The sequence below is a fragment of the Burkholderia sp. Tr-20355 genome, assembly GCF_017104685.1.
In the GTDB taxonomy this organism is placed as follows: Bacteria; Pseudomonadota; Gammaproteobacteria; order Burkholderiales; family Burkholderiaceae; genus Burkholderia; species Burkholderia seminalis.
Map to the genome: position 1 here is coordinate 44,196 of NZ_JAAGPK010000046.1, position 6,000 is coordinate 50,195.

Here is a 6,000-nt window from a genome sequence, read left to right on the forward strand (position 1 = left end):
CTTCCCACCGAACGAGGCCATCCGATGTCCGCCTATGTCATCGACGCCGCCGAGCGTCCTTCCGTCGAAGTCGACCAGTCGTCCGCGCGCTTTCCGGTGCGCCGCGTATTCTGCGTCGGCCGCAACTACGCCGACCATGCCCGCGAAATGGGCGCCGATCCCGACCGCGAACCGCCGTTCTTCTTCACGAAGCCGGCCGACGCGATCGTCCCGGCCAGCGGCACCGTCGCCTATCCGCCGCTGACGAACGACCTCCATCATGAAATCGAGCTGGTGGTCGCCATCGGCAAGGACGGCCGGTCGATCGACCCGGCCGACGCGCTGTCGCACGTCTGGGGCTACGGCGTCGGTGTCGACCTCACGCGCCGCGACCTGCAGGCCGAGGCGAAGAAGCTGAGCCGCCCGTGGGACTGGGCGAAGGGTTTCGACGCATCGGGCCCCGTGACCGCCCTGCGCGCGGCGTCGGCCACCGGCCACCCGGAGACGGGCCGCATCTGGCTCGCCGTGAACGGCAACACGCGCCAGCAAGGCGATCTGGCCGACATGATCTGGGCCGTGCCCGACGTCATCGCCTACGTGTCGCGTTCGGTCGAGCTGAAGGCCGGCGACCTGATCTTCACCGGCACGCCGGCCGGCGTCGGCGCGCTGCAGCCGGGCGACCGCGTGACGGGCGGCGTCGACGGCGTCGCGACGTTCGAATTCGTGGTGGGCGCGAAGCCGTAATGCGGCACGCACGGCGGCCGCCCGTCCGGGCCGCCGTGCGGTATCCCGATGCCGGTCAGCCGTAACGGCGCAGGAATGCGTCGGCGACGGTCGGCGGATTCAGCACTTTCGCCGATGCGTTTTCCAGCGCCTCGGCCGCGTCGTCGTCGCTGATCGACACGAACGGCGTGATGGCCGCCCTGTCCTCGCCCGTACCGAACAGGCCCTCGCGGTCGAGCAGCCGCAATGCCTCGATCATGTCGGTCTGCAGTTGCCGCGAGAATGCCGCGAATCGCGACTGGACGAACCGCGGGCTCAGCACTTCGTCGGCCAGCCTGCCGCAGATCGCGTTGAACGGCGAAGCCTCCGCCGCCTCGTACGCCCATTCGGCGGAGCCCCACGTGCACCACGGCGCCGGATCGTCGTCCGCGATCGCCCGTTGCGCGCGGATCCGGCGCAGCCCCTCGATCGAATTGGCGGCCGGCACCACCGTCATCGCGCCGCTGTCCGTATAAAGCGCGAACGCGTAGAAATGTTCGTCGGGGTGCAACGCCCGCAGCGCCTTGAAGGTCGCCCTCGCGGCATCGGCAATGTCCCGCTGGAAATCTGAAAAATCGCTCATCGCTTCCTCGCCCAGGCACCGTTCGCGCGTCGGCGAATACGGCTCGCGGAGGGTGCATCGTCTCCCGGTATTCGACGAATTGTCCGCCAATCGGCCGCGCCACGGTACCGGGCCGCACCCGCGGTCAGCGTGCGGTGTCCCGCGCATCGAATATCCTCACGCAGATCGCGGCCGCCAGCGCGATCGCCGTCGACAGCAGCATCATCGCGAGCGGCGCGTAACCCGCGTTGCCGGCGGTCAGCACCGCGCCCGTCAGCGACGACCACGCGGCGCCGCCGGCGATCGTCATCGCACCGGCCAGCCCCGACGCGGTGCCCGCCAGCTCCGGGCGCACCGACACCGCGCCGGCATGCGCGCCGGGATTCGTCAGCCCGTTGCCGATGCCGACCAGCACGCACGGGCCGAACCACGCGAGCGGATGCGGCGCGCCGCCGAACACGAGCGCAAGCGCGATCAGGGGCCCCGCACACGCGACGACGCGTCCGCACAGGATCGTCGTGGCCAGTGCGTAGCGGCGCGCGACACGCGCGGCCAGAAAGCTGCCGCCGACGAAACCGGCCGTGATCGTCCCCATGCAGAAGCCGATCTCCGCCGGCGGGATGCCGAACAGCGTTTTCGCGGCGAGCGGCGCGCCGGCCAGGAATGCGTAGAACGCGCCCGTCGAGAACGCCATGCAAAGCGCATAGGCCCAGAAACGGCGCGCGCGCAGCAGCGCCGGATAGGCACGAAGCTGCTGCCGGAAGCTCGATGAACGCTGCGTATGGGTTTCGACGAGATCGAACGCGCACCAGCCGAACAGCGCGATGCCGGCCGCGCCGAGCAGCCAGAAGCTCGCCCGCCAGCCGGCCGCCTGGTCGAGCGCGCCGCAGAGCGTCGGGCCGAGCATCGGCGCGAACGCGGCCGCCATCGCCGCATAGCCGATCCGGCTCGCCGCGCGCGCGCCGCCGCCGGTATCGCGGATCGTCGCCATCGACACCGGGTAGACCGACGTGATCGCCGCCTGCATCACCCGGCACGCGAGAAACACGCGGACATCGGCCGCCATCGCGCAGCCGAGCGAACCGAGCGCGAATATGCCGACGCTCGTCAGCACGACCGGCCGCCGCCCGAACCGGTCCGACAGCGGTCCCATCACGAACTCGAGCGACGCGGCCACCGCCGCGTAACCGCCGAGCGACAGCGCGACGAGCGCATAGTCGGTGCGCAGGTCGCGCGCGATCGCCGGCAACGACGGCAGGAACAGGCTCAGCGGCAGCACCGAGAGCGCGCAGAGCAGGATCAGCGTCGCCTGTCGCGGCGACGCCGGGGCGGAATCGATCGGCGGGTTCGATGACAAGCGGATGCCCTCCATGCACGTGCCCGACGGCCGTGCGCAATGCAAAAAAAAGCCCCCGAACGAGTCGGGGGCGCATGGGTGCCGGCGCGGTGCCGCTACCGGACCCTGCGCCTGTGGACTACGACGATGAAGCAAGCCGTTTTCATGCCGAATGGCTCCTGAATGCCGGGCAGACCGCCCGTGATATCGGACGATGTTAGGCGGACGACGCCGGCCGCGTCAACGCCCTAACGCGCGCGCACCGACACGAACTTCCGCGCGTTGTTGCGCTGGATCAGCACGGCGATCACGTTGCCGCCGCTCGCTTCGAGCGACTGCACGTCGTCCGGCGTCTCGAGCAGCGTGTCGTTGAGTTCCAGGACGACGTCGCCCGGCTGGATGCCCGCGCTCGCGGCCGGCCCGTGCACCGCGTCCACCATCATCCCGACCGCGAGCCCCGTCGAACGGCGCTCGTCGTCGCTCAGCGCGTGCATCGTCAGTCCCAGCCGGTCGCCCCGGTCGCCCGCCCCCGGGCCCGATCGTGCCGCAGCCTTCGGCGCGGCCATGCCCGCCGTCGCGGCCGGTGCGTTCCCGGCCGCGTCATCGGCGCCCGTGATCGTCAGCATCACCGGGGCGCGGTTGCGGATCACGCGCAGCGGCGCCTTCTCGCCGGGCGGCAGCGCGGCGGCCAGGTCGTTCAGTTCGGCCGAGCGGCCAATCGCCTTGTCGCCGAACTTCACGATCACGTCGCCGGGCTTCAGACCGGCCTCGGCGGCCGGCGAGCCCGGCGCGACGCCGTTGACGAGCGCGCCCGCCGGGCGCGGCAGCCCGAATGCCGCGGCCAGCCCGACGCCGACGTCCTGCACGTCGACGCCGAACGCGTTGCCGGACGACGCCCCGGGCGCGGACGCCTGAACCTGTTGCGCCTGCATCTGTGCCTGCTGTTGCGCCTGCCACTGCGCGCGCACCTTTGCCGCGAATGCGATCGGAATCGCGAACGTCATGCTCGCGTAGCGATCGTTGCCGGTGTAGACCTGCACCGCGATGCCGATCACGTCGCCCGCGCGATTGAACACGGGGCCGCCCGAGTTGTCGGGATTCGGCGAGATGTCGGTTTCGAAGAACGGGAACGTGCTGCCGTCCGGCAAGCGGTGCGACGTCGCGCTGACGATGCCGGCCGTGACCGTGTTGCCCGCCCCGTCCGGCGCGCCGATCGTCATCACCGGCTCACCCGCGCGGACCTTCGACGCATCGCCGATGCGCACGAACGGCAGTTTCGTCGCGCTGACGCGCAGCAACGCGACATCGCTTTGCGGATCGACGGCCAGCACGGTCGCCTTGAATTCGCGGCGGTCGGTCAGCCGCACCGTCACGTCGGTCGCCTCGTCGACCACGTGGGCCGACGTGAGGATCAGGCCGTCGGCGCTGACGATGAAGCCCGAGCCGCTACCCGACACCGCACGCGGCGCCGTATCGGGTGCCGGCGTCTGCGGCGCCTGCGCCCCCTGCGCGGGCGGCGGCGCGTCGTGCCGGAAAAATGCGGCGAGCGGATCGTCGGGATCGAGCATCGCGAAGGACGGACCGCCCGTTTGCTGGTCGGGCGCGGCAGCCATGATGGTCACGACGGCCGGACCGTAGCGGTCGACGATCGCCGGAAAATCGACCGGCATCGCGTAAGGCGCGGCGGGCGCCCGCTGCTTCATCGCGCGTGGCGCGGCGGGCGGTGCGAGGGGGGCGGCAACGGCAGCGGGCGGCGGCGAAAAAACGGCAAGCACGCCCCCGATCAACGCGGTGCGAAGCACGGCGCGAGCAAGCGTCTGGCAAACCACGGTGCACCTCCCCCGGCAGTCGCGGCGCCGGCCTGCGCGAAACGCGCAGGCGCCCGACAAGCACCGGTACACGCATCCATTTATAGTCCACGCGGCCTGTTCGAACAGATGAATCGAAACCCGTATGCCGGATGGGGCGGCGGGCGCGGAGCCGCGATGGCGTTCGTTCCGGACAAAGTGCGCGGTTCGTCAATCCGCACAAGTCCGGCAACGAATCAACTCCCGGCCACCCGCTCCGCGAGCGCCGACAGCATCCGCAACATCGGCTCGAACGCATCGGCCGACGTATTGCCGAACCCGAGCACGAGCCCATTGCCCGCCCGCCCCGCGTCGATCGAAAAGCCCGACAGCGGAAACGGCCCGATGCCGTGCGCGCGGGCCGCGTCGACGATCGCGCGGTCGCGATAGCGCGCCGGCATCCGCAACGCGAGATGCAGCCCGCACGGCCCGCCCTCCACCTGGTGCGGCACGCCGAGGCTGCTGTCGAGCGCGGCGAGCAACAAACGCCGCCGGTCGCGATACAGCCGGCGCATCCGCCCGAGATGCCGGCCGTACTCGCCGGTCTCGATGAAATCGGCCAGCGCGAGCTGCACGTGACGCGTCCCGCCGCGCAGCATCTCAGGCAACGCCGGCCGCACGGCGGCCAACAGCGCCTCGGGCAGCACGAGAAAACCGATCCGCAACGCCGGAAACATCGTCTTGCTGAACGAACCGAGATAAACGACGGGCGAATCGGGAGCAAGCCCGTGCATCGCGCCGATCGGCTCGCCGGTGTGACGGAATTCGCTGTCGTAGTCGTCCTCGATGATCCACGCGCGATGCCGGCGCGCCGCATCGATCAGCGCGAGCCGGCGCGAAATCGACAGCACGGCGCCGGTCGGGAACTGGTTCGACGGCGTCGTGTAGACGAGGCGCGGCGTCCGTTCGCGCCAGTCGTCCGCTTCCGCGCGCAGTCCCTCCGCGTCGACCGGCATCGGCACGACCTCGAGATCGGCCGCCTGCATCGCCGTACGCGCGCCGCGATAGCCGGGCTCCTCGACCCACACCGTATCGCCCGGGTTGGTCAGCAGCTGCGCGCACAGCGCGATCGCGCCCTGCGCGCCTTCCGTGATCACGATCTGCTCGGGATCGCAGCGCACGCCGCGCGTCACGGCCAGATGGCGCGCGATCGATTCGCGCAGCGCGCGCTCGCCGAGCGGGTCGCCGTATGCCAGCAGGTCGCGGCCGGCACGGCGCAATGCGCGGTCGATCGCGTGCCGCCACGCGTCCACCGGGAAATGCGACAGCGCGGGCACGCCCGGCCGGAACCCCTCCGACTCGCCGGCGCCGATGAGGCTCGGGCGAATCCGGCCGAGCCGCTGGGCGACCGCCGGCGGCGCCGCCCGCCTGCGCGGCGGCGCCCGCCGCCGCAGCCCGCCCACGCGTGTGCCGCGCCGGTCGCCCTGCACGACCCCCTCCGCGACCAGCTGCTCCTCGCCCCCGCCCGTCGTTGTCCCCCGCGCTCCTGTCCCCCCCCCCCCCCCTCGCCGCCA

The 6,000-nt window shown here is 71.4% G+C and carries 5 protein-coding genes; 1 reads left to right on the top strand and 4 read right to left on the bottom strand.

Annotated features, from left to right (window positions below; translation table 11 throughout):
• Nucleotides 1–24: 24 nt before the first annotated feature.
• Nucleotides 25–723: a fumarylacetoacetate hydrolase family protein gene (locus G3N62_RS14990; protein ID WP_124669924.1), complete on the top strand. Its 699-nt coding sequence runs from the start codon at nucleotides 25–27 to the stop codon at nucleotides 721–723.
• A gap of 55 nt (nucleotides 724–778) precedes the next feature.
• On the opposite strand, the gene G3N62_RS14995 is transcribed toward G3N62_RS14990, so the two are convergent.
• The 4 genes from G3N62_RS14995 to G3N62_RS15010 all read right to left on the bottom strand — a co-directional run.
• Nucleotides 779–1,324: a DUF4303 domain-containing protein gene (locus G3N62_RS14995; RefSeq protein WP_124669923.1), complete on the bottom strand. Its 546-nt coding sequence runs from the start codon at nucleotides 1,322–1,324 to the stop codon at nucleotides 779–781.
• Nucleotides 1,325–1,448: 124 nt separating this feature from the next.
• Nucleotides 1,449–2,660, bottom strand: a complete 1,212-nt coding sequence (locus G3N62_RS15000; RefSeq protein ID WP_124669922.1) for an MFS transporter — start codon at nucleotides 2,658–2,660, stop codon at nucleotides 1,449–1,451.
• 227 nt (nucleotides 2,661–2,887) lie between these two features.
• Nucleotides 2,888–4,468 carry a trypsin-like peptidase domain-containing protein gene (locus tag G3N62_RS15005; RefSeq protein WP_206141249.1) on the bottom strand — a complete coding sequence of 527 codons (1,581 nt, stop codon included), beginning with the start codon at nucleotides 4,466–4,468 and terminating at the stop codon, nucleotides 2,888–2,890.
• A 215-nt stretch (nucleotides 4,469–4,683) separates the two neighbouring features.
• A partial coding sequence (locus tag G3N62_RS15010; protein ID WP_241013100.1) for a PLP-dependent aminotransferase family protein occupies nucleotides 4,684–6,000 on the bottom strand: 1,317 nt, incomplete at its 5' end.

Coding starts and splice junctions, on each gene's coding strand:
- G3N62_RS14990 (WP_124669924.1), top strand. CDS start 25: ATGTCCGCCTATGTCATCGACGCCGCCGAGCGTCCTTCCGTCGAAGTC.
- G3N62_RS14995 (WP_124669923.1), bottom strand. CDS start 1,324: ATGAGCGATTTTTCAGATTTCCAGCGGGACATTGCCGATGCCGCGAGG.